This is a genomic window from Mesorhizobium sp. M8A.F.Ca.ET.161.01.1.1, assembly GCF_004792105.1.
GTDB lineage: Bacteria > Pseudomonadota > Alphaproteobacteria > Rhizobiales > Rhizobiaceae > Mesorhizobium.
This window is the reverse complement of the sequence record NZ_SRTD01000009.1, coordinates 236,735-256,146: the sequence shown is the minus strand read 5'-3', so window position 1 is coordinate 256,146 and position 19,412 is coordinate 236,735. Positions and strand designations below refer to the sequence as shown.

Sequence of the window (19,412 nt, the reverse complement as noted above, 5' to 3'; positions counted from 1 at the left end):
GTGGTGAATCACGTTTTCCGTTGGCGGAGAAGAAACACATGTCGGATCGGATGAAGATCATCGCCGCTGCCAGGTCGCATGGCGGCGTGCAGGGCGTCTATTCCCACGCTTCGGAAGTCTGCGCCTGCGACATGACGTTTGCCGTCTTCGTGCCGCCGCAGGCCCGTGAAAGACCTTGCCCTGTCGTATGGTACCTCTCCGGTCTCACCTGCACCCACGCCAATGTCATGGACAAGGGAGAGTACAGGCGCATGGCCGCCGAGCTCGGCCTGATCATGGTCTGTCCCGACACCAGCCCCCGCGGCGCCGATATTCCCGACGAGAAGGACAATTGGCAGTTCGGCAGCGGCGCCGGCTTCTATCTCGATGCCACGCAGGAACCCTATGCCAGTAATTATCGCATGTATTCCTATGTCACCGAGGAATTACCGGCGCTGGTCGCGGCGGAATTTCCGGCCGACATGACGCGTCAGGCGATCTTCGGCCACTCGATGGGTGGACATGGCGCATTGACCATCGCGCTGAAGAATCCCGAACGCTTCAAGAGCTGTTCGGCCTTCGCGCCGATCGTACAGCCCAGCACCGCCGGCTGGTCGAAGCCGGCCTTCGAAAAATATATCGGTTCCGACGAGAAATCATGGCGGCGCTACGATGCCACCTTGCTCATCGAGGATGGCCACCGCTTCCCCGAGTTTTTCGTCGACCAAGGGACATCGGATGGATTTCTCGACGACGGACTGAGGCCCTGGCTCCTGGAAGCGGCCTGCGCCAAGGCCGGCATTGCGCTGACGCTGCGCATGCAGGACGGCTACGATCACTCGTATTTCTTCATTTCGACATTCATGGACGACCATCTGAGATGGCACGCCCGCAGATTGTCCGACGCCGGAGCATAGGACCTTTCGCTGTTCCGTCCGCTGCCCGACAAATCCGCCGGGCGGTCAGCGCTTCCTCGCGGTCTCTAATCCCGCAGCAGGTCGAACATCAGCTTGAAGAAACGGTCCGCGTCGACTTCGTGGGCGATACGCGCATTGTCTTTTTCACCGCGCTCGCTCCAGAAATCGGCAACCGTCGCGCCGAACGCATAGGTGCCCGACAGATCGACGCCGATATGGGCCGGGCGCGTGCGCACCAGCGTCGGGTCGATGGCGAGCGCCAGAGCCAACGGGTCGTGCATGGCGCCGCCGACGCCCATCGAGTTGCGGTGCAGCTTCTCGTAGAACAGCAGCCAGTCGTTGACGAGCTTGCCGAGCGGCGTGTCGATCGTGGCAAGCTCGGCATATTGCGGCGCCTCGATCAGCACCTGCATGGTGACGTCGAGGCCGACCATCAGGATCGGTACGCCGCTGTCCAGCACGATCTTCAGCGCCTCCGGGTCGCAGAAGGCATTGAATTCCGTCGGCGTGATGATCTCGCTCTTGCGGTAGAACACACCGCCCATCCAGATCAGTTCCTTGATCTTGGGCAGCACATCGCGGTGCTTGAGGATCATCAGGCCGATATTGGTCAGCGGTCCCGTGGCGACGACCAGGATCGGCTCGGGCGCGGCGCGGAGCTTGTCGGCCAGGAAATCGACGGCGTGCCGGTCGACCGGCTTGATCGTGGCCTGCGGCAGATAGGGCGAGCCCTCGAGGCCGCTCGGTCCGTCGGCGGTGCCGAGCACCAGCGGCCGCGCGAGCGGACGGTGACACCCCCGCGCGACCGGCACGTCGCCGGCGCCGATGTACTCCAGGATGCGCAAGGCGTTGGCGGTCGTCTTCTCGACCTCGGCATTGCCGCATGTCGTGGTGACGCCGACGAGTTCGATAGCCGGCGAGCGATGCGCCATGACCAGCGCAATGGCGTCGTCATGGCCGGGATCGCAGTCGAACAGGATGGGAGTTGCAAGGGTCATTTTTATCGGTCCTCACGCCGCTTGTTCGTAGCGCGCGATGGTTTGCTTGAAGATGTTCAGGAAGCGGCGGCCGTCGAGATCGGTGCAGATGCGCGTGGTCTTCGGTCCGCCGCCGGGCAGCAGTTGCCGGCCGCGATGGGCAACCGTCTGTCCGCGCGCGAGGCGCCCGTCCAGCACGACATCGACGAAGAGCGGTTCGGTCATCGTGGCCAAGGCCGGGTCGAAGGCCAGCGCCACGGTGATGACGTCATCCATCGGGAAGCCGACGAGGTCGAAGAACTCGCGCCAGATGTCGATGTAGATCGGAAAGCTGTCGGTGATCATCTCCAGGACGGCATTCTTCCGCGCCACGGCCTGCATGTCGGCGATGTCGTCGCGCGTCAGCATCGAGGCGGCGACGCGGTTGTCCTCGCAGATGTCGAGCGGCACCAGGATCTTGTCGACGTCGGCGTTGAGCACGATGCGCGAGGCCTCAGGATCTGCCCATATGTTGTATTCCGACAGCGGCGTGATGTTGCCGGGCGTCTGGAAGTTGCCGCCCAGCACCATGAGCCGCTTCAGCGCGCCGGTCAGGCGCGGCTCCTGCAGCAGCGCCATCGCCGCATTGGTCAATGGGCCTGTGGTCACCAGCGTGATCTCGCCCGGATTGGCCATTACGGTATTGATGATGAAATCGACGGCATGCCCCGGCGTCGCCTGACGCGACGGGGTCGGCGCCGGCGGGTTGAACTTCTTCAGCCGGTCGCCGAAGCGGGCAACGAGCCGCTTCTCGAAATGGACCGGCGCCTCCATGTCGGCCTTGGCATTGCCGACGATCGGCCGCCAGGCGCCGGCATGAACCGGGATGTCGTCGCGCCCGGCAAGCGTCAGCGTGTTGAGCACGACATTGGTGACCTGCTCGATCGGGCCTGCCGCGCCGGTCACCGTGGTCACGCCTTCGAGCCGGACATTCGGGTTCGCCGCGGCAAACAGCACGGCCAGAATGTCGTCGCCGGCGGAATCCACGTCGAGGATTATGCGTTCCATGGGAGTTCCTTCATTGCGGATTTTTGTCGACCGAGGCGCTGTTCCTGTCCGTCGACAAGAGTTTCTGCATCGACGCCAGCGTCTCCTTGATGATCTTTGGCCGTGCCTGGTAGGACAGCACGAACAGCGCCGTCAGTGCCACGACATAGGGCACGGTCAGCACCAGATAGGACGGAAACCCGAAGGTCTGCAGGCGCAGCGAGAAGGCGTCGGCGAAGCCGAACAGCAGGCAGCCGGCCAGCACCTTGAGCGGATCGCCGTTGGAGAAGATCAGGATCGCCACCGCCATGAAGCCGCGGCCGGAAGACATGTTCTCGGTGAACATGGTGATGTAGCCGAGCGACAGATGCGCGCCGGCCAGCCCCGCCAGCAATCCGCACAGCAGCGAGGCGATGTAGCGGACGCGGGTGATCGAGATGCCGAGCGCCTCGGCCGCCTCGGGTTTCTCGCCGACGACGCGGATATAGAGCCCGAGCCGGGTGCGGTTGTAGAACAGCACCAGCAGCGGCACCGCGATGAACGCGACATAGACGATCGGCGTGAACCCCGAGATCAGCGGCGCCCATGAGCCGAGCAGTGCCTGCGCGCCGGGTATCTGCACCTTCGGCAGGCCGACAATGCCGTGACCGACGATCGATCCGCGCGTGCCGAAAATCGCTTTCATCAGCGAGATCGTCATGCCGCCGGCGAGGATGTTGAGCGCCAGCCCGACGACCACTTCATTGGCCCGGAAGGTCACCACCAGAACGGCAAAGGCGAGCGCGAAGGCAAGTGCTGCGGCCACACCGCAGGCGACACCCGCGAAGGCCGAACCTGTCCAGATCGAGCCGATGACGGCGAAGAAGGCGCCGGCCAGCATCTGCCCCTCGAGACCGATGTTGAAGATGCCGGCCTTGGTGGTGAACGACCCGCCAAGAGCGACCAGGAGAATGGGCGCGGTGGTGCGCAGCGTCGCCGCGATCAGCGCGACGTTGATGAGCTTATCTAGAATTTCCATCGCCGCTCCCCCGCCTGGCTGTCGCCGCGGCGTTTGATCAGAACCTGCGCCGATACGCTGAGGATGATCAACGCCTGGATCACGGTGATGATTTCGCGTGACGCGCTGGTATCGACCTCGAGCAGCAGCGACCCGCTGCGCAGCGCGCCAAAGAACAGCGCCGTGACGATGGTGGCAACCGGCGAGCCGTTGGCGAGCAGGGCGGCGATCAGCCCGTCGAAGCCGAAGCCAGGCGCAAAGCCTTCCATGAACCGGTGGTGCACGCCGAGCGTCTCGACGCCGCCGGCCAGTCCGCCGACGGCGCCCGAAAGCAGCAGGACCACGAAGCCCTGACGTTTCACGTTGACGCCGCCATATTCGGCGAATTTCGGCGCCGAACCGACCATGGTCACGCCGTAGCCCCAGCTGGTGTAGCGGAAGACCAGCGCGACGCCGACCGCCAGCAGCAGGCCGATCGCCAGTCCCCAGTTCAGCCGCGAGAATGAAAAGATCTCAGGCAGATAGGCCGTCGCCAGGATCGGCGGTGTCTCCGACCAGCCGCCGGGCCGCTTGAACAGGAAGATGGTGAAATAGGAGGTGAGCAGAACGGCGATGTAGTTCGACAGGATCGTCGAGACCACTTCGTTGGTGTTGTAGCGGGCGCGGAAATAGGCAGGGATGGCGACCCAGGCGGCACCTGCGGCGATCGCGAGCGCCAGCGCAGCCAGCGTATGGATGCCTGGCGGCAGGGAAAAGCTGAAGCCGACCCAGGCGGCGGCAAATCCGCCCAGGAAAAGCTGGCCCTCGATGCCGACATTGAACATGCCGCCGCGCAGCCCGATGCAGGCGGCGACGCCACAAATCAGGATCGGTGTCGTCTGCAGCAAGGTACCGGCAATTTTCTCCTGGTCGCCGAAGGCGCCGCGCAGCAGCGTCATCAAGACACGGACCGGGCTTTCGCCGACCATGAGGATGATGATGGCTCCCAGCAGCAAGGCAACGCCGATGGCGATGATCTGACCGGAAAAGGCGCGCAAGCGGTCATTCATCATGCGGGCTCCAGCTCAGGCGACACGCCCGCCATCATCATGCCGATACGGTCCTCGTCGGCATCATCACCGGCGACTTCGCCCATGATCCGCCCGTTGAACATCACCAGGATGCGATCGGCAAGCGCCGCCAGCTCATCAAGCTGCACGGAAATCAGCAGGATCGCACGGCCGGCCGCGCGCTGGCGCATGATCTCGTCATGGATGGCCTCCTGGGCGCCGATGTCGACGCCGCGCGTCGGCTGATCGATCAGCAGGAAGTCGGCACCATTGGTGAATTCGCGCGCCAGCACGACCTTCTGGATATTGCCGCCCGACAGCCGCTTGACGGGATCGCCCGACCCTTGCGCGCGAATATCGAAGCTCTTGATCAGCGCTCCGGCATTCCCGGCGATCGCCTTCCAGTCCAGCACGCCGCCGCGGCTCCACGGTGCACGATGCTGGCGGCCCATCAGCGTGTTTGCCGCGATCGACGCATTGCGATCGACCCCGCGCACCATGCGGTCGCCCGGCACATGGGCAAGGCCCGCCTCGCGTATCGCGGCTGGGGAAAGCATGGTGAGATCCCGGCCTTTCAGCCATGCCTCGCCATGGCTTGCCGGCCGCAGGCCGGAAAGCACCTCCGCCAACTCCGTCTGCCCATTGCCGGCCACGCCGGCGATTCCCACCACTTCGCCAGCGCGAACGGTGAAACTGGCGCCGCGAACAGCCGGCAGCCGGCGGTCGTCACGCGCCCACAGATCCTTGACCTCGAGGACGGCGCCGCCATGCAGCGCCGCGCGCGGCCGGCGGTCGAAACTGACCTCGCGGCCGACCATCATGCGCACCAATTCGTCCTTGCTGAGTTCCGATGTCGGACGAGTTGCCACCTTCCTGCCGTTGCGCAGCACCGTCACCGTGTCGGACACCTCCATCACCTCTTCCAGATGGTGCGAGATGAAGATCACCGTCATGCCTTCGGCCACGAAACTGCGCAGTGTCTGGAACAGCTCACGGCTCTCCTGCGGCGTCAGCACGGCGGTCGGCTCGTCGAGGATGATGGTGCGGGCGCCGCGCACCAGAACCTTGAGGATTTCGATGCGCTGCTCGATGCCGACCGAGAGCAGTCCGACGCGCTCCGTCGGGTCGACATGCAGCCCGAAACGCTTCGACAGGTCGCGTGTGCGTTCGATCTGGGCGGCATGGTCGATCAATCCATGACGGCGGATTTCCATGCCGAGAAAGACGTTGTCGGCGACCGAGAGCGAAGGCACCAGCTTGAAATGCTGGTGCACCATGCCGAGCCCGGCCTTGATCGCGGCGGCCGGATCGGCGACCACGGTCGTCTCGCCATTCAGCCGGATCGAGCCCTCGTCCGGCTGGAGCAGGCCGAACAGGATGTTCATCAGCGTCGTCTTGCCGGCGCCGTTCTCGCCGATGATGGCGTGGATTTCGCCCCGGCGTACGACCAGGTCGATGCCGTCATTGGCGATGAAGGCGCCAAACCGCTTGGTGATGGCAGCCAGTTCGACGGCCATCGCGGAGGTGCTGTGGAGGGGCGGTGACCCCGGCGCGTTCGACACGATGCTCTCCCAGATTGGGGGCTCACATAAACTGGACGCTGATCCGTCGCGGCAAGCCGCGGCGGATCAGCGTAGCGCTTTCTTGGGAGGGATGCGCTGGTGTTGGCCTATTTCGCCTTGGTGATCGCGATCTTGCCGTCGACGATGCCCTTTTTGATGTCGTCCAGCTTGGCGGTCACGTCGGCCGGGATCGTGGGGGCAATATCGTCGCACACCTTGAACTCGACACCGCCCGAAGCGAGGTCGAACGTGCGGGTGCCGGCGGTCACCTTGTGGCCCCCGACTTCGTCCTTGATCAGCGTGTAGACCGCGATGTCGCCCCGCTTCAACATGCTGCCGAGCACATTCCCGGGAGCCGTGCCGCACATGTCGATATCGACGCCGATCGAATATTTGTCGGCGGCGGCACTTGCCTGCATCACGCCTTCACCCGTCGGGCCGGCAACGTTGTAGACGATGTCGGAGCCCTGGCCGTAAAGCGCCTGGGCAAGTTCGCTGCCCTTGGCCGGGTCGTCGAAGGTTCCGGCGAACACGGAATTCACCTTCACATCGGGCGCGGCATATTTTGCGCCCTGCTCGTAGCCGCCGAGGAAGTTGCGGATCACCGGGATATCGCGGCCGCCGACGAAACCGATTGCCTTGCCGTCGCCGATCTTGGGAAATTCACTGCCCTTGGCCTCGACCATGCCGGCCAGCGCGCCGGCGATGAACGAGCCCTGCTCCTCGGCGAAGTTGGCGTAGATCATCTTGGGATTGTCGAGCACGCCGTCGATGAACACGAAGCGCTGGTCGGGATATTCCTTGCTGACCTTCTGCAACGAGTCCACCAACTCCCAGCCCATCACGAAGATGAGGTCGTATTGCTTGCCCTTGGCGAGGTTTTCGAACTGCTCCTCATAGTCGAGGGCACGATTGCCGGTGTCGACCAGCTTGAGGTCGATGCCGAAATCGGTCTTGGCCTTGTTGAGGCCGTTGACGATCGAAACGCCGAAGCCTTGTGCGAAATATCCCGAGATGGCGGCCACGGAAACCTTGGACTGTGCGGCGGCCGATCCCAACGAAACGGCAAGCATCGTGCCGGCCAGAAACAAACTCTTGAGCGCCCTTGTCATGTCATTCCCCTTCAGCTTTTTTCAGCTTTTGAAGCCACGCCTTGACCATCCCTTAAATATCGCCGGGACACTGGCGAGTTCGTTGATGGTCATATGAGTTTATGAGCGGCCAAACAGGCTGTCAATCGTCCTCCGGTGCAGTTTTCTAACCGCTTTGTCCGCATGGTCCTTGTCGACGCTTGACAAATATCGGCGATGCATAATTGTTGGTACTCTAACGAGTTTCATCAGAACGACGGGACGAAGGAAACGCGCCATGCCGGCTGTTGTGGTCAGGAAATTTCTGGTTCAGGTCGAAGAGATCTTCCATGAGGGCGGCCCCTTCGCGGCCCGCCCGCCCAAGCGCGGCGCGATCGTGGCGGTCATCGCCAACCCCTTTGCCGGACGCTACGTGGAAGAGATCACCGGATTCATGGAGGACCTGAAGCCGCTCGGCCTCGACATGGCCCGGCGCCTGATCGACGCCATGGGCGAGGGGGTTTCAGCCATCGAAGGCTATGGCAAGGGCGCCGTCGTCGGCGCCGCCGGCGAGCTCGAACACGGTGCGCTCTGGCACAATCCGGGCGGCTACGCGATGCGCGAACTTCTCGGCAACGCCAAGGCTATCGTGCCGTCGACCAAGAAGGTCGGTGGCCCGGGAACGCGCATCGACATTCCGATAACGCACATAAACGCCTCCTATGTGCGCAGCCATTTCGACGCCATCGAGATCGGCGTCGGCGATGCGCCGCGCAGCGACGAGATGGCTGTCATCCTGGCGATGACCACCGGGGCGCGCGTTCACGCTCGGGTCGGCGGCCTGGCGGCAGCCGATATCAAGGGCGAGGACGGCTTGCGATGAGCCCTGAAATCCGCCGCGTCATTACCATCGTCGAGGAAACCCTGATCGAAGGCGGCTGCCCCGTCGATCCGCCAACGCGTCGCGCCGCGGTGATCGCGGTGATCCGCAATCCCTATGCCGGCACTTTTGTCGAGGATCTGTCGGCGCTGAGTGTCGTTGGTGAGGCGTTGGGCGACATCTTGCCCAGGCGGGCCGTCGCGGCCCTCGGCATTGGCGGTGACCAGGTCGAGAGCTTCGGCAAGGCGGCCGCCGTCGGCGCCGATGGCGAGCTAGAACATGCCGCCGCCATCCTTCATCCAACGCTCGGTGCCCCGTTCCGCGATGTGCTCGGCAAGGGGGCCGCGCTCATCCCCTCATCGAAGAAACGCGGCGGCCTTGGCGTGCCGCTCGACATTCCGCTCGGCCACAAGGATGCGGCGCGGGTGCGCAGCCATTTCGACGGCATGGAGGTTCGCGTTCCCGACGCACCGCGTGCCGACGAGATCGTCGTCGCCATCGCCGTCACCGATTCCGGCAGGCCGCATCCGCGTGTCGGCGGGCTGACCAAGGACAAGATCGTCGGCAAGGACGGCGTAAGTTGATGCGTTCGCAGGTGGCTGCCGCTACGCCGCCCTGACTTCCGGCACCCGCATCGCCGGCGGAGTATTACGGCTGCGGTTGGTGCGCACCTCACCGTCGATGATCACCATGCCGATGCCCGGCAGATTGCCGAGCGCCACGCTGTCCAGCAGTCCGTCACCGGCGCCACCAATCGCCTGGTCGATGAAGATGAGGTCGGCGGCGCGGCCGACCTCGATGATGCCGCGGTCAGCCAGTCCGCGCACGCGCGCCGTGTTGCCGCTGGCAAGGCAGAACGCCACTTCAGGGGCGATACCGCCCAGCGAAGCGAGCATCGTCAGCGTCCTCAGGATGCCGAGCGGCTGCACGCCCGATCCGGCTGGGCTGTCGGTGCCGAGGATGACGCGCGAAAGTTCGCCGCGCTGCCTTGCCAGCTCGAGCACGAACAGGCCGGTGCGCAGATTGCCGTTGTGGACGATTTCCAGCGCGCGCGAGCCGTTCTCGCAGATCTGCCGGATCTCGACTTCCGGCAGTGCCGTCGGTCCGCCATTGACGTGAGCCACGATGTCGGCATCGACCTCCAGCACGACATCGGCGCCGATGCGGCCGGAGCCGGGCAGGGATGGGCCGCCCGTATGGGTCATCGAGGTCATGCCGTATTTGCGCGCCCAGCCGATCATCTGGCGGCCGGTCGGACCGTCCTTGACGCCGCCGAGCCCGACCTCGCCGACAAGCGTGACGCCGGCCTCGGCAAGGCTGCGGAAATCCTCCTCGACCAGGCCGGGTTCCAGGATGGGAGCGCCGGCCAGGATCTTCATGCCGTTGGGGCGGAAGTTGGAGAAGGTGCGCTGTGCCGCGATCGCCAGCGCCTTCAGCCCGACCAGGTCGCGCGGGCGGCCCGGTGTGTGGACCTCTCCCGCCGAAATGATCGTGGTGACGCCGCCATGCACGGTCGAATCCATCCAGCCGATCTGGTTCTGCCGCGGCGTCCAATCGCCCGCGACCGGATGGACATGGTTGTCGATGAGCCCCGGCGCCACGGCGCAGCCCATCGCGTCGATGATCGTCGCGGCGTTGCCGCCGTCGACCTCGCTTGCCTTGCCGATGGCGGAAATGCGCCCGTCGGCAATGACAAGGGTGTCGGCCTCGAGGATCGGTCGGCCGAGGTCACCGCTCAGCATCAGGCCGATATTGCGGACGACGAGCGTGTTGGCAGACGACTTGGGGTCGGACGACATCGGTTCTCACTTCTGCTGGCATGGAAAGGTCCCGACGCGGGCTTACTTGCCGCTGTCGCCATTCGATGGATCGTCGTCGTTGATACGCGTGAGCAAGCGAAGCAACGTCGCCTGCTCGGCGGGTGAAAGCGGCGACAGGAAGCGGCGCCCGACTTCGACGCTGCGTTCAAGCCGTTCGAGCGTATACTCGGTTCCCTTCTCGGTCAGAGCGATCATCGACAGACGCTGGTCGGTATCGGAGGCGCTGCGCGTGATCAGTCCGTGCTTGAGCAGCTTGCGCATCACGATGCTGATGGTCGACGGGTCCATCGCCGTCAGCCGGCCGAGGTGGTTCTGCGAGACCTCGCCATGTTTGAGGATCGTGGCAAGGGCGGCGAACTGGGTCGGCGAAAGGTCTTCGCCCGCCATCACCTGCTGGAACCGCAGCGTCGCGCGCTGATGCGCCTTGCGGATGACGTGAGCCGGATGGAGGTCCAACGCGTATCCGGTCTGCGCGTATTGCTGCAGCACCTGCTCGCGGCTCAGCGGCGGCGCCTTGCCGCGCTGCCGCTTCTGTGTCGCGTCTTTCTCGGATTTCTTTTCGGTCGTCAAACCGGACTCCTGTTGCCTGTCTTGGATTTGCTCACTCCAGGGCTCAAGCCGCAACTTCAGCCGGTTGCAGTGAGGCTCCATCGCGAAGAGCCGCGACGACATCAGCCGAACCGCTGACCACGCCGAAATGAGTCGCTATATCGTAGAGCGAGCTTTCCTGCTCGCGCGGTCCCGTCGCCGCGCAGCAATCGCTTGGCACCACCACTTCATAGCCCTGGAAAAAAGCGTCGTGGACGGTCGAGCGCACGCAGATATTGGTGACCACGCCGAATATGACCAGCTGGTCGACCTGCATGTCCTTGAGCGTCAGGTCGAGGTCGGTCTGAAAGAAGGCCGAGTAGCGGCGCTTGATCACGTGGATCTCATCGTCGCGGGCACCCAGGTCCTCGATGATTTCAGGTCCCCAGCTTCCTTCCACGCAATGCGGCGTGCGCTTCACCCATTCGCGCTCGCGGCGCATGCCCGGCCGGTGCGCGTCGTGAACCCAGATCACCGGGACGCCGGCGGCGCGCGCAGCCTCGATGACAGCCAGTTGCGGTGGGACCAGCGTCTCATAGCCAGGCAGGACCATGGCCCCGCCGGGCTTGCAGAATTCATTGACCATATCGATGACCACGATCGCCGCACGGTGTCGATCGAGGCGCATCGCGTCGTCGTGCCGGTGTGAGGAAAAGACGTCCACGGCCATGGCGGTCTCCTTGGGTCGATCGTTGATGCTCATACAAAAAACCCTGGCGAATGCCAAGTCAATCCCGTTCGACGCAAAGCGGTGACCGCCAGCCTTGCGCACGTTGGTCGCACCAGCGTATGCGCTATTTGTCCGGCGCGACATGGCCTTGACAAGAGGTGGCAATCATGTGCTCGATTTGTATGACCATCAATGATATTCAGATCGCCAAGTTTGCCGGGCCGAGGGCTGTGATATGAAGACAATCATCACCGGGGCCAGCGGTCTGCTTGGGCGCCATGTGGCCGAGGCCCTGGTTGCGGCCGGCCACGATGTGCTGGGCATCGACGCGGTGGCGCCCGCCGGCGCGGCATGGCGGCACGCCACCGCCGATCTGACGGATCTGGGATCGACCCTGCAGCTGGTACGCGATTGCGATGCCGTGGTGCATGTGGCGGCGATCCCGCGCCCAACCGGGCGGGCCGGCGGCGAGGTGTTCAAGACCAACATCGCGACCGCCTACAATGTCGTCGAGGCCGCTGCCCTGGCCGGCGCCAGGCGCCTCGTCTATGCCTCGTCCTTCAGCGTCTTCGGCTATCCCTTCTTCGAGAAGACGGTCATTCCGCCTTATCTGCCGGTCGATATGAACCATCCGGTCGGTGCGCAGGATCCCTACGGCCTGTCGAAATGGCTGGGTGAGGAGATCGTCGACGCCGCGGTGCGCCGCGGCGCGTTTTCAGCCGTCAGCATCCGCATGCCGTGGATCCAGACCCCGCAGTCCTTCTTCGCCGGCGTCGGTCCTCGCCGCGCCACCGCCGACAGTGCCCGCGACCTGTGGAGCTATCTCGACGCGCGCGATGCCGGTCAAGGCTTTCTGCGGGCGCTCGAGTGGCAAGGCAGTGGCCATCTGCGCGTCCTGCTCAGCGCCGCCGACACCTTCATGGAGGAGGAAAGCGAGCCGCTCGTGCGCCGGGTCTATCCAGCTGTCCCGCTGTCGCGGCCGATTGCCGGCTTCGGTTCGGTGCTCGATACGGCCCATGCGCGCGAAACGATCGGCTTCGAGCCGCGGCACTCATGGCGTTCCTATCCAAAGCCGGAGACCCAGGGATGAAGCGGTTCGACCGGAAGAAAGTCCTCGTCACCGGCGGTGCCGGCGCCATTGGCAGCGCCGCGGTCCGGCGTTTTCTCGACGAAGGCGCGCGGGTCGCGATCGTCGACCGCAACGGCGCGGCGGCGCGGCAACTGGCCAGCTCGCTTGGCAAAAAAATCATCGCCATCGAGGCCGACGTCACCGACGAGAACAGCGTGCGCGGCGCCGTCGAAACGGCCGTCGAGGCCTTCGGCGGGCTGGATGTGGTGTTCAACAATGCCGGGATTTCCGGTGTCGTCGCTCCCGTGCACGAGCTGCCGGTGGAGGATTGGGACGCCGTCATCCGCATCAATTTGCGCGGTATCTTCCTCGTCTTGCAGGCATCGCTCCAGGCCATGATCAAGGCCGGAACCGGCGGCTCGATCGTCAATATGGGATCGTCGATGGCCGGTTGGGACGTCCTGTCAGGCGGCGCCGGCTATGTCGCGTCGAAACATGGCGTGGTCGGACTGACGCGGGTCGCGGCGCTCGATGCCGCGCCTTACGGCATCCGGGTCAACGCCATCTGTCCGGGCGTCATCGAGACGACGCTCGGCGTGCCGGCTTCTGGGGAGGGCGATTTCAAGAGCAGCGTCCAGCATTTCGCCGACCGGATTCCGTTGCGCCGCATCGGCCAACCGGACGATGTCGCCGCGGCGGTGGCTTTCCTCGCCTCGGACGAGGCAAGGCATGTCACCGGCGTCGACTGGCTGATCGACGGCGGCCAGACCCTGCAGAGTTGGGCCAACGCGCCGGCCGGCGACACGTTTCCGAAGGTTCGCTAGGAGAGGCCGGACGGGCTCTTCTCGTCAGAAGCCAAACCGGTCCTTCACCCGGCCCGAAAGGATCGCCGCCTTGACGCCAAGCGGCCAGAAGCGATGGAACCGGATTGGCTTCAGCCCCGATATCGGCATCGGGAAGGGCGTGGTCGCGTCGCCGCGAAGGCGATTTGCCAGCGCATTGCCCATCGCAGAGGCCATGGCGACGCCACGGCCATTGTAACCAAGGCAAATCAGGATGCCGTCCTCCGGCTCGTGAACGTGCAGGAGATGATCCTTGGTGATGGCGACCCGGCCGTTCCAGCCATGTGTCCACGCGGTTCCAGCAAGCACCGGCCAGAGCCGTAGCGCATAGTCGGTAAGGTAGCGGATGGCGGAAGCATCGCCGATGGGTCTCATCGGTCCCCGGCCGCCCATGAGAAGCCGGTTTTGCGCATCGACGCGGTAATAGACGGTGATATTGCCGGCTTCGTAAACGACGGGCCTTTGAGGGAGGATTGCGGCCGCGACCGTTGGTGACAGCGGTTCGGTCGCCGCGATGGCGCTGAACACCGGAACGAGCGACTGCTCCAGGCGCGGCCACAGGTCGCCGGTATAGCCGTTGGTCGCGACAAGGACCTTTTCGGCGCTGACAGAGCCGTCTGCCGTCTTGAGGACCCAGCGTCCGGCCTGCCTGTTCAGCGAGAGGACTTCGCTGCCGCCGAATATCCGCGCGCCGGCCTTCCGCGCGGCGGCAGCCAGGCCGAGCGTGTATTTCAAGGGATGAAGGTCGCCGCCGCGGGCATCGAACATGCCGGATATGTATCTGTCGGTGCCGGTTCGCGCCGCCATCGCCTTTGCGTCGAGCAAGCCGACCGGCATCCCCCGCCGCTTGCATTGCGTTGCCGTGGCCCGCACCGCGGCTGCCGGCTTCGGCCGGATGGCCGCGCGTATGGTGCCGTTTTGCCGGGCCTCGCAATCGATCGACAGGCGCTTGATGAGGCCGAAGGTGAAATCCGGCGCACCGCAGGAGAAGTCGATCATCCGCTGCCCGAGATCGGGGCCGAACATCGCCTCGATCGTGTCGGGATCGTATTTGAGACCGGGATTGACCTGGCCGCCATTTCTGCCCGACGCCCCCCAGCCCGGCTGATGGGCCTCGAGCACGCAGACGTCGTCGCCGGCTTCCGCCAGGTGCAAGGCGGTGGAAAGGCCTGTGAAGCCACCGCCGACGATGGCGACCCTTGCCCTGTGCGCCCCGGAAAGGGCAGGGTAATTGGCTGTGCCGCCGGCCGTATCGCGATAGAGGCTCCTGGGCGGGCTGCTTGCGGGCATGGACGAGGCTCTTACGACAAGGCGGCTGGCTTGAGATATCTGGCTTTCAATTGCCCGATATCTTGCGCGCGTGGCAGACCCAGACTTTGGTGTCGGGTACGCCAGGCAATTCTGCGTGGCGTCGGGAAATCACAACAATTGCGACAGGGCGGCCATGAAGTGGTCATTCTCCGACGGCGAGCCGATGCTGACGCGCACATAAGTGTCGAAGCCTGCCTGTTTCCATGGCTTGACGATGACGCCGTTCCGCAGCAGGCCTTCGACGAAGGTGGAGGCGTTTTGCCGGCAGTCGAAGAACAGGAAATTGCCTCGGGACGGGGCGACTTCGAGGCCCTTGCCCGCCAGGAAACGCTCGACGCGTGCCCGCTCCGTCCTGGCCAGCGCGACGACCTTGGCAAGGTGCTCCTCATCGGCGAGCGCCGCAAGCGCCGCCGCCTGCGCGACGCCATTGGCGTTGAAAGGCGTGCGCACCCTGTCGAGCAACGCGCGCAATTGCGGGTCGCCGACAATGCCGAAGCCGATCCGCAGCCCTGCCAGTCCGAACGCCTTGGAAAATGTCCGCAGCACGATCCAGGGTTGATCGCGTTTGCTCAGACAGGGCAGGGACGAGACATAGTCGTCGCCTTCGGCATATTCGGCATAGCTTCATCCACGACGATCAGCGTCTCGTCGCTGACAGCGTCCAGGAGCCTCGACAGATCGCCGCCGGAGAGCCAGCTGCCGGCCGGGTTCATCGGATTCGAGAACAGCAGCATGCGAGGCCGTTCGCGCACCGCCTCGATCAGCGCGTCGAGATTGATGCTGAGATCGCCGTTGACGGTTACACGGTTGACGCTTGCACCCATCAGCGTCGCATAGTCCTCGTGCAGCGGGAACGATGGATAGAGCGTGACGACGACGTCGCCGGGCCGCAGGACGGCACGGCTGATGACGGAGAGGAGATCTTCCGATCCGTTGCCGAGGATGACCTGATCCTCGCCGGCCGCATGTCTGGTGGCGATGGCCTGCCGCAGTTCGCGCCCGGCCGGATCCGGATAGAGGCGGAACATTTCGGAGCCGCCCTGCATCATCTTGGCCAGGGTCGGGCTCGGGCCGATCGGGTTTTCATTCGAGCCCAGTTTGGCAATCCTGGCCGGGGCGTATCGCAGCATGACCTCGGCGATGGTCAGCCCGGAATTGTAAGGCGACAGGCGCGTGACTTCGGTGCGGACCATGTCTGAAGCGTTGGACATGTCTGGTCTCCTCCATCGCCGGCCGATTATTGTCGCCAGACAAACCTCGAACAATCGCCGCCCGTGGCATCTCGTATTAAAGAGCCAACTATGTGGTCGCGCGTGCGGCGGACGACGTCACCACTATCGCACTCGAGGCTGTTTGTATATGCTTGTATATGTAAGTCGATCTGATAGTCTCTGTGCCACGCAACCGGAGCGGCCAAGGAGGATCATATGCGCAACGCTGCTCTTTTCGACCTCTCTGGCAGGAAGGCGCTTATCACCGGCGCCAGCCGCGGCATTGGCCGCAGCATCGCCGAGGCGCTGAGCGCTGCCGGCGCCGACGTCGCGGTCACGGCGCGTAGCCTGGACTCGCTTGATGAGACGGCGGCGGCCATTCGGGCGGGCGGCGGGGTTGCGCATGCCATTGCTCTTGACGTGACCGACGTCGGCCAGTGCCGCGCGGCTGCTGCCGAGGCAGCCCGTCTGCTTGGCGGCCTCGACATTCTCGTCAACAATGCCGGGGTGGAAGAGGTCCGGCCATCGCTCGATGTCGACGAGGCGCTGTGGGACCGGATCGTCGACACCAATCTCAAGGGGGCGTTCTTCTGTGCCCAGGCGGCGGCGCGGCAGATGCGGGATGCTGGCCGGCCCGGCGCCATCATCAACCTCTGTTCGCTGACGTCAGAAGTCGGCATTCCAACGGCGGTGCCGTATGGCTCTTCCAAGTCGGGTCTGCTCGGCATGACACGGGCTCTCGCGGCGGAGTGGGCGCAGCTTGGCATCAGGGTCAACGCCATTGCCCCAGGCTATTTCAGGACGGCGATGACGGAGGTGTTTTACGGCAATGAGGCATGGCGGCAATCCATGCTCGCCAAGATTCCGCAGCACCGTTTCGGCGATCTGCGCGATCTGCACGGCATCGCCGTGTTCCTTGCCTCCGATGCCGCCGCCTACATAACCGGCCAGTCCATTCCGGTGGACGGCGGGTTCCTTGCCTCGGTCTGACGTAGATCGTCGATGTTTCGAATTGAATGTCGTCTTCCGCAGATGTGACCGGTCGGCACATTGCGCTCTGAACTGAAGGAAAAATCCATGTCCGACATCAGCTTCCACGATCTGTCATCCCTCGATGCCACTCGGCGGGCCGGGCTGCTGAAACGCGCCGAGGGCGATCTGTCGGTCTTCATCGAAAAGGTTCGCCCGATCATCCAGGCGGTCAGGGACGAGGGTGACGCCGCCCTGATCCGCTTCGCCAGGGATCTCGACAAGGCCAATGTGGCCGAAGGCGGACTGAAGGTGTCGGAAGCGGAATTCGACGCGGCATTCGACAAGGTCGAGAAGGATGTCGTCGAGAGCATCAGGTTCGGCATCGACAACATCCGGCATTTTCATGAAGAGCAGAAGCCGGAAACCATGTGGCTCAAGGAGGTCCGCCCGGGCGCCTATGCCGGCGACAGGTACACGCCGATCGCCTCCGTCGCGCTCTACGTGCCGCGCGGCAAGGGCGCCTTTCCGTCGGTGACGATGATGACGTCGGTTCCAGCCGTCATCGCCGGCGTGCCGCAGATTGCCATCGTGACGCCACCAACCCCGGATGGTTCCGTGGACGCGGCCACACTGGTCGCCGCTCGCCTTGCCGGCGTCGAGACCGTGTACAAATGCGGCGGTGCCCAGGCCGTCGCCGCGGTCGCCTACGGCACCGAAACGGTGAAGCCGGCACTCAAGATCGTCGGCCCGGGCAGCCCCTGGGTGGTGGCGGCCAAGAGCGTTCTGTCCTCGATCATCAACACGGGTCTGCCGGCCGGACCGTCGGAAGCCATCATCTTTGCCGACGACAGCGTCGACGGCGGCCTTGCCGCGCTCGATCTGCTGATCGAGGCCGAGCACGGGCCGGATTCCTCCGCCTATCTTGTAACCCACAGCCGAAAGGTTGCCGAAGCAGCGCTCGCGGCACTTCCCGAACACTGGTCGCGTATGACCGAACAGCGTGTGGAATTCTCGCGCGCGGTGCTGACGGGAGAGCGCGGCGGCATCGTGCTGACCGGGTCGCTGGAAGAGTCTTACCGCTTCATCAACGACTATGCGCCCGAACATCTCGAGATCCTCTCGAAGGAGCCGTTCGCGCATCTCGGCCACATCACCGAGGCGGCGGAAATCCTGATGGGTCCGCACACGCCGGTGACACTTGCCAATTTCGTTCTCGGGCCGAATGCCGTGCTGCCGACCAGCCGCTGGGCGCGGACCTACGGGCCGCTCTCGGTAACGGATTTCGTCAAGCGCTCGTCGGTTGGCTATGTGACCTCGGCCGCCTATCCGGAACTGGCGCGGCATGCCCGCCGGCTCGCCCGCTACGAAGGCTTCAGCTCGCATGAAAACGCGGTTTCGGAGATCCGCGACCGCTATCTCGCCGGCTGAGGGGGGCCATCGCGATGAAGGCGGCGCGACTTTATGGACCGGGGGATCTGCGCGTCGAGGATGTCGCCGCGCCAGGTATCCCGGATGCCGGCTGGGCAAAGCTCAGGATCGATGCCGCCGGAATCTGCGGTTCGGACCTGCACAATTTCCGCACCGGCCAATGGATAAGCCGTTCGCCTTCGACGGCTGGCCACGAACTGACCGGCACGGTGATGGCGCTGGGCGAGGGCGTCGACACAATCGCTGTCGGCGACAGAGTCGTCGCCGATTCCCGTTTCTGGTGCGGGGATTGCGCGCAATGCCGCGCCGGCAGGCGGCATCTCTGCGGGTCGCTGGGTTTCGTTGGAGAAATCTGCGACGGCGGCTTTGCCGAACAGGCGGTGTTGCCCGCACGTCTGCTGCATGTCATCGACGCCGGCCTTGACGAACGGGTCGCCGCCATGGCCGAACCCCTCGCGGTCGCGCTGCACGCGGTGCGGCGTCTGCCGAAAACGGTCGGTTCGGTGCTTGTCGTCGGCTGTGGGCCGATCGGTGGTCTTGCCGCGTTGCTGCTCTCCCGAACCTTCGCCGGAACCGTGCTTGTCGCCGACCGCAACCAGGCACGTTGTGCCCGCGTGGCGCGGGTGACGGGCGCCACGATCGTCGATCTCCACCGCGATGCCATTGCCGCCGCGACCGCCGAGGCCCCGTTGCTGGCGGCCGTCGAGGCGACGGGCAGCATCGCTGCGTTCAACCAGTTGCTCGGCGTTCTCGATCCCGGTGGCGCGGTGGCGATGGTCGGGATATTTCATGGCCGCCTCGACATCGACCCCAATCTTCTGGTCGAGCGCGAGATTGCATTGCTGGGATGTCACGCCTTCGCCGACGAATTGCCCGACGCTGTCCGCATGCTGGGTGAACTCAGCGAGCCGCTTCTGGCCTTGGTCGACCGCGAGATAGGCCTGGACGATATTCCAGCCGCCTATGAGCGGCTGTTGGCCGGGAAGAGCGATGGCTTGAAAACAATCATCCGCATGCGGCAACCTGCCGGAAAGGATTTTTGAA

Annotated in this window: 18 protein-coding genes and 1 pseudogene; 8 read left to right on the top strand and 11 right to left on the bottom strand. The window is 64.5% G+C overall.

Features of this window, described 5'->3' with window-relative positions; all coding sequences use genetic code 11:
- The first annotated feature begins 38 nt into the window (after window positions 1-38).
- Window positions 39-896, top strand: a complete 858-nt coding sequence (gene fghA / locus EN804_RS22345; RefSeq protein WP_189524548.1) for an S-formylglutathione hydrolase — start codon at window positions 39-41, stop codon at window positions 894-896.
- A 65-nt stretch (window positions 897-961) separates the two neighbouring features.
- Here fghA and EN804_RS22340 read toward each other — a convergent pair whose 3' ends face one another.
- From EN804_RS22340 to EN804_RS22315, 6 genes are all read right to left on the bottom strand, one after another.
- Window positions 962-1,894 (bottom strand): nucleoside hydrolase, encoded by a 933-nt coding sequence (locus EN804_RS22340; protein ID WP_127870477.1) that lies wholly within the window; start codon window positions 1,892-1,894, stop codon window positions 962-964.
- Window positions 1,895-1,906: 12 nt separating this feature from the next.
- Window positions 1,907-2,920 carry a nucleoside hydrolase gene (locus EN804_RS22335; protein WP_127870478.1) on the bottom strand — a complete coding sequence of 338 codons (1,014 nt, stop codon included), beginning with the start codon at window positions 2,918-2,920 and terminating at the stop codon, window positions 1,907-1,909.
- A gap of 10 nt (window positions 2,921-2,930) precedes the next feature.
- Complete coding sequence (locus EN804_RS22330) at window positions 2,931-3,917, bottom strand: ABC transporter permease (protein ID WP_127870479.1); 987 nt, start codon at window positions 3,915-3,917, stop codon at window positions 2,931-2,933.
- The gene (locus tag EN804_RS22325) at window positions 3,905-4,948 is read right to left on the bottom strand and encodes an ABC transporter permease (protein WP_167531357.1); all 1,044 of its coding nucleotides are present in this window, start codon (window positions 4,946-4,948) and stop codon (window positions 3,905-3,907) included. The genes EN804_RS22330 and EN804_RS22325 overlap by 13 nt, the downstream gene beginning before the upstream one ends.
- Entirely contained in the window at window positions 4,945-6,510 is a 1,566-nt protein-coding gene (locus EN804_RS22320; RefSeq protein WP_127278031.1) for an ABC transporter ATP-binding protein, read from the bottom strand. The genes EN804_RS22325 and EN804_RS22320 overlap by 4 nt, the downstream gene beginning before the upstream one ends.
- A 104-nt stretch (window positions 6,511-6,614) precedes the next feature.
- A complete protein-coding gene (locus tag EN804_RS22315) occupies window positions 6,615-7,619 on the bottom strand; it encodes a BMP family ABC transporter substrate-binding protein (RefSeq protein ID WP_127278032.1) in 1,005 nt (334 codons plus the stop codon).
- A 256-nt stretch (window positions 7,620-7,875) separates the two neighbouring features.
- On the opposite strand from EN804_RS22315, the gene EN804_RS22310 reads away from it, so the two are divergent.
- Both EN804_RS22310 and EN804_RS22305 read left to right on the top strand, forming a co-directional pair.
- Window positions 7,876-8,460 (top strand): amino acid synthesis family protein, encoded by a 585-nt coding sequence (locus EN804_RS22310; RefSeq protein ID WP_127278033.1) that lies wholly within the window; start codon window positions 7,876-7,878, stop codon window positions 8,458-8,460.
- Window positions 8,457-9,041, top strand: a complete 585-nt coding sequence (locus EN804_RS22305; protein ID WP_127278034.1) for an amino acid synthesis family protein — start codon at window positions 8,457-8,459, stop codon at window positions 9,039-9,041. Before EN804_RS22310 ends, EN804_RS22305 begins: the two co-directional genes overlap by 4 nt.
- 21 nt (window positions 9,042-9,062) lie before the next feature.
- Here EN804_RS22305 and EN804_RS22300 read toward each other — a convergent pair whose 3' ends face one another.
- From EN804_RS22300 to EN804_RS22290, 3 genes are read right to left on the bottom strand one after another with little or no spacing between them, the layout of a single operon-like run.
- On the bottom strand, window positions 9,063-10,256 hold the full coding sequence (locus EN804_RS22300; protein ID WP_135921397.1) for an amidohydrolase family protein: 1,194 nt from the start codon (window positions 10,254-10,256) through the stop codon (window positions 9,063-9,065).
- 42 nt (window positions 10,257-10,298) lie between these two features.
- Window positions 10,299-10,847: a MarR family winged helix-turn-helix transcriptional regulator gene (locus EN804_RS22295; RefSeq protein WP_135921396.1), complete on the bottom strand. Its 549-nt coding sequence runs from the start codon at window positions 10,845-10,847 to the stop codon at window positions 10,299-10,301.
- A gap of 43 nt (window positions 10,848-10,890) precedes the next feature.
- Window positions 10,891-11,535, bottom strand: a complete 645-nt coding sequence (locus EN804_RS22290) for an isochorismatase family cysteine hydrolase (protein ID WP_127276138.1) — start codon at window positions 11,533-11,535, stop codon at window positions 10,891-10,893.
- A 235-nt stretch (window positions 11,536-11,770) separates the two neighbouring features.
- Here EN804_RS22290 and EN804_RS22285 point away from each other — a divergent pair, with 235 nt between their 5' ends.
- The gene (locus tag EN804_RS22285) at window positions 11,771-12,625 is read left to right on the top strand and encodes an NAD(P)-dependent oxidoreductase (protein ID WP_127870484.1); all 855 of its coding nucleotides are present in this window, start codon (window positions 11,771-11,773) and stop codon (window positions 12,623-12,625) included.
- A complete protein-coding gene (locus EN804_RS22280) occupies window positions 12,622-13,428 on the top strand; it encodes an SDR family NAD(P)-dependent oxidoreductase (RefSeq protein WP_127870485.1) in 807 nt (268 codons plus the stop codon). The genes EN804_RS22285 and EN804_RS22280 overlap by 4 nt, the downstream gene beginning before the upstream one ends.
- Before the next feature lie 24 nt (window positions 13,429-13,452).
- Here EN804_RS22280 and EN804_RS22275 read toward each other — a convergent pair whose 3' ends face one another.
- A complete protein-coding gene (locus EN804_RS22275) occupies window positions 13,453-14,736 on the bottom strand; it encodes an FAD-binding oxidoreductase (protein WP_135921395.1) in 1,284 nt (427 codons plus the stop codon).
- 129 nt (window positions 14,737-14,865) lie between these two features.
- A pseudogene (locus tag EN804_RS22270) lies at window positions 14,866-15,968 on the bottom strand (histidinol-phosphate transaminase).
- Window positions 15,969-16,184: 216 nt separating this feature from the next.
- On the opposite strand from EN804_RS22270, the gene EN804_RS22265 reads away from it, so the two are divergent.
- The 3 genes from EN804_RS22265 (at window position 16,185) to EN804_RS22255 (ending at window position 19,411) form a co-directional block, all read left to right on the top strand.
- Complete coding sequence (locus EN804_RS22265; protein ID WP_135921394.1) at window positions 16,185-16,958, top strand: glucose 1-dehydrogenase; 774 nt, start codon at window positions 16,185-16,187, stop codon at window positions 16,956-16,958.
- 87 nt (window positions 16,959-17,045) lie between these two features.
- On the top strand, window positions 17,046-18,368 hold the full coding sequence (gene hisD / locus EN804_RS22260) for a histidinol dehydrogenase (RefSeq protein WP_135921393.1): 1,323 nt from the start codon (window positions 17,046-17,048) through the stop codon (window positions 18,366-18,368).
- Window positions 18,369-18,382: 14 nt separating this feature from the next.
- Window positions 18,383-19,411, top strand: coding sequence for a zinc-binding dehydrogenase (locus EN804_RS22255; RefSeq protein ID WP_135921392.1), 1,029 nt, complete (start codon window positions 18,383-18,385; stop codon window positions 19,409-19,411).
- The last annotated feature ends 1 nt before the right edge of the window (window position 19,412 follow it).